At 50.4% G+C, this 4706-nt stretch carries 2 protein-coding genes; both read left to right on the top strand.

Going from position 1 to position 4706, the window contains the following annotated elements:
- On the top strand, positions 1-1212 hold a 1212-nt coding region (locus FDF36_RS21595), incomplete at its 5' end, for a hypothetical protein (RefSeq protein WP_259281492.1).
- A 108-nt stretch (positions 1213-1320) separates the two neighbouring features.
- The gene (locus tag FDF36_RS20705) at positions 1321-4401 is read left to right on the top strand and encodes an ADP-ribosyltransferase-containing protein (RefSeq protein WP_220392649.1); all 3081 of its coding nucleotides are present in this window, start codon (positions 1321-1323) and stop codon (positions 4399-4401) included.
- Positions 4402-4706 lie beyond the last annotated feature (305 nt).

Below are 4706 nucleotides of genomic sequence, written 5' to 3'. Positions count from 1 at the left end.
GAGAATCCTTCCGCACGTGTCCAGATGGCCGCCATCCGGAGAGACAAGAATGTGATCTGCTTCATAGACAAGCCGATGGAAAAAGTACAGCTCGCCGCAGTCAGGAATGCCCCGCACAATATCCATTTCATTGCTTCACCCAGTGAGAAGGTACAACTATCCGTCATCCGGCATAAGCCGGCCTACATCGGTTTTATTTCCAACCCTACGGAAAAGGCGCAACTGATGGCCGTTGAAAGGAGGCCTGAATGTATTTCCCTGATCAATAAGCCTGCGGAAAAGGTGCAGTTGATGACTGTACTGAAAGACCCGGTACACATTGCCTCCATCAAGGAACCGACCGAAAAGGTGCAGCTGGCAGCCGTACAAAAGAATCCGGAATACATCCGCCACATTGAATCACCTACGGTAAAAGTGCAGCATATGGCTGTCCAGGGCAATCCGGATACCCTGCGGCACATCAAGTCCCCTGCCGAAACCGTGCAGTTAGCGGCAGTCCATGCCGGTGGGGAAAACATCAGATATGTGTCTGAGCCGTCGGAAACCGTACAGTTAGCTGCCGTCAGAAGTAATCCGATGAATATCCGATATATTGAAAATCCTACGGAAAAAGTCCAGCTCTCTGTCCTGCATGCCGATAGAAATGCAGCCGCGCTTATCCATTCTCCTTCAAATGAAGTGAGGAAGCGGGCCGAAGAAATGTACGGCCTGAAATTAGACAAGCCTGCGGACCGGGAAACAGAGGCGGCACCTGACGCATCGGAACCTGCCGCGACACAGCGTGCTCCCAGAAAAAGGACCGAACGAAGCACGCAAACCACACAAAAACCTTCAGCAAAACAGGTAAAGGCGGCACTGGTAAAACTGGATAAGGAAATCCAGGAAATTCCAAAGGGTAAGGACAGGGATAAGAAACTTATCAAGGCTTTTGAAGAATTTAATTCATCCGCCGTTCCCGAAAAGAAGGGATGCGATGTGGAGAGCATCCTCAAGGATCTTCGCCGGAAGGGAGTCAAGGTGGAAGCCATGAAGGCCGAGGAATGGTATTCCCTGATGAAGGGAAAGGCCATACAACCCTCCCTTATATCCGGAGCGTCCAAATCCGCGGGAAAGGGAGCTTCCTTTATGCTTACCAAGACTCCGGTCGGGTATGCGGTCAAAGCGGTGAATATGGTAAATACCCTGAGTCGGCAGGCCAGTGCGGACATGTAACAAATAAAACATGTTTTTCTGAATTTACTTGTTTACTTAAGTCCTGCTTAAGTAAACAAGTATTTCTCTTTAATAATAAATCAAGTATCATACTTATTCTTTCATGGGATGGAACAAATATCCGAATATCTTTTTACAACCGAGGAGCAGGCAATCATAGCCCGCAGTAAGGCGGAAGGCAGTTACATGAAAGCTCCGAACGGACAGGCAACCAACCTGAATGAAAAGCAGTGGGCACAGGTACGTACCCGGGCATTCAGGGAGTGGTTCGGGGATTGGGAGAACAATCCGAATGAAGCATCCAAGGTCAGAGATGCCAATGGGGAGCCTCTGGTGGTGTATCATGGAAGCCGAGAAAACTTTTACGAATTCAAGCGGTGGACAGACGGTCTTATAAATAGTGGGCATTTTTTCAGCCCGGACAGGAAGAACGCCTCAGGATATGGCGGCAACATCTATGATGTGTACCTGAACTTGCGCAATCCTTTGGAAGTGGATGCCCAAGGGGCAAATTTCTCCTCCATAGAATACGGCGGCGAGAAAGTGGCGGCATCCGATTTGGGCAATTTGGCGGAAATGGAAGGGTATGACGGGGTGGTGATTTCAGATGTGGCGGACAGTGCCGACATGGGTTCCGAAAATGACCGCACGGTGGATTATATCTCGTTTGCCGCCAACCAAATAAAATCCGCCAGCCAGAATACGGGCAGCTTCCTTGAGAGTCAGGATGACATCCGGTTTAGGGAGATCAGCCAGGATGACGGTGGCAAGTCTTTAGTAGGCCTGCATAATATCAGTGAAGAGAAGTTACTCAAAGCATTGAAGCTTGGAGGGCTTGCCAATCCCAGTGCCGCCGTGATCGACATAGCCAGGCAGTCACACGAAGGATATGGCGAGATCTCCCTTGTGTTGCCCTCTTCCATGATTGCCAAACGCACCGGAAGGAATGCCGGAACATTCAGCGGAGATGCGTGGACACCCGTTTATCCGCAAATAGAAAGGCAATTTTCCGGTGACGGCAGCGGGCGTGTCCGGGATGCCATTTCCAGGCTGCCACAAGAGATGCAACCGAATGTACGCAGTGCCTGGAACAGCTACATGGACGGGCGCGACGAGGGGAGTGCGTTCGCTTATCAGTTTTTATATGAAAGGGGCGAGGCACCCGAATTCAGGAAGGTAGAACCGCTCTTTGGAGAACATCTCCGGAATCAGATATCCGCCATCGACGCGCTCGATGACTATGATGAACGTAACACGGCCCTGTTGGAGGCTTATGTAGAAGAAAACTTCGGTGGTGATCAAACAAAATTCAAAGATTATATCGAAACAAGGAAACGTGTATTACAGGATAAAATACAAGCGCTCCCGGAACAAAAACAAAAAGGTCTTGCTTACAGAAAAGCGGTCCAGAAGCTGAATGATATAGAAGAAAGGGGCTATGAATACAGTTCCGTACAAGACTTCTATGACAGGGTAAAGACGGATATCCGCCAGACCGGCAGTGTTGATACCTATCATACCCTGCAGGACGCTTTGGATAAGATCAACGGATCAGAAACGCTAAGTAAGCAGTATGCGGAGTGGAGAGAAAGTCTTACGGATAAATATGGCATCAAAGAGGTCCTTTTTAAAGGTTACACTCCGGATGGAACCAGGATCTACCTCCCCCATACCCTGGAGAATGTCTCCGGGTTAATGAAACGGCAGGGCCTGGCCGCCGCGACCGGCTGGGGAGGTTCCTTCTCTGAATTCGCGGCCGCTCTTATGAAGCCGACCGGCACATTGGACGGTATTCGCCGGCAAAAGAGGAAACTGACCACTGACCATAGTGACCTGGAGGCATTCAGGGACAAATGGCAAAAGGTCTACTTTGATTTGGGAATCAAACTCAATCCGGATGGCAACGCTTTTGATGATACCGGGCTTTACCGTGTGGGGGATATCGCCCTAAAACCTGATCCCGGGAGTTTTGCCAAACGTGAATACGGAGTGGAACTTACCGGGGAGGATATACGGCAACTTAAAAAGATGGTTGATGCCATACAAAACGAATATCCCGCCATGTATTTCGAAACCAAATTCGAGCGGCCGGTTTATCTGAACGAGTTTGTAGCGGCTGTAGTGCCGCAGAATGTAAATGAAGACGTTTCCAAAGCGATCCGTGAAAGCGGGCTGCAAGTGTTTGTCTATAAGCCTAAGGATGAATCCTCAAGAAACGAGGCCGTGAAATTAGCATCGGAAATTAAAGGTGTGCGGTTCCGTCTTATGGGTGAAAAGGGAGCCTCCATTCCTGCTCCGGCCGGAAGTGCGCAGGGTTTCCTTTCAAGGGATGAACGGATGGCCGAACTCTCCCGCCATGCTTCCTCCCTGGCCGGGAAGCAACACATCCCCGTAAGTATTATCCATTCCATCGGCGAGGTGGATTCTCCCAGGGTACGTGATCTTATTTCAAGCGGGAAGGATATAAGGGGATGGTATGACATCCCTTCGGACCGTATCTGCCTGTACTTGCCCAAAGCCCGCAGCAAGGAGGATATCGAGCGTACCCTGCTGCATGAGGGAGTGGGACATTACGGCCTGCGAAAGCTGGCCGGGCGGAAGCATATGGACGCGTTCCTGGATGACATCTTCGCCGGGTGCGGAGAAAAAATACGCGGTGAGATTGTCCGGCTGGCCGGTACGGGAAAAATGGATATACGTACCGCAACGGAGGAATACCTGGCATGTATGGCCGAAAGCGGGACGGATGCCCGTGTATGGGACAAGATCCGCCTTGCCTTCAGGAACCTTCTGCGGAAGTTAGGTTTCAGCATCGAGGTTGATGACATGGAACTGAAGGGTCTGCTCACGGCCAGCCGGGAAAACCTGAAGAAAACGGCGGTCACCCGCATACCGGGAAAGATACAGACCCTGAAAGGAGAACTTGAGTTTACCCCCGGATATGCCACCGCATCCCTCAAGGATAAGGACGGGGTCAGGGACGCTACACCGATTTTAGAAAGGATGAAAAAGGCGGGCATCGAACCGGCTTCTCTCAGCCGGAGTGAGTGGAAATCCCTTTTCAGCGGCAAAGGAATGGCGCTTCCTGATGGCAAAGTGCTTATGGCTGTAAAAGAACCGGCAGGATACGGACTAAAGATAACCGGAGGCGCCGTCCGGAATATAAAAGCGGCGGAAATGGAAATATAAAATGATGAATATGAATAAGAATGACATTTTTGACAGGACCCTGCAGGAAGACAGACAAACAAGCCTGCGTTCCTTTTCCTGGGGAAACAGGGAGCTTAGGATTTCCTCAGAAAAAATCAGCCTGTATGTGAACGGCATATCCTATGATACAGCACCGATGCTGGATATAATCCATAAAGCCGGGGTAAATCCCCAAAAGATATCTCCTGCCAGATGGATATCCCTGATCCGGGGACAACCTACCGGATTACCGGGATGTGAAAAGCCGTTTATACTGGTCAGGACCCCGTCCGGATATACAGCCA

Source organism: Bacteroides fragilis, from assembly GCF_019583405.1.
Lineage (GTDB): Bacteria > Bacteroidota > Bacteroidia > Bacteroidales > Bacteroidaceae > Bacteroides > Bacteroides fragilis_B.
The sequence above is the reverse complement of the archived record's forward strand: the minus strand, read 5'-3'. Positions and strand labels throughout refer to the sequence as shown.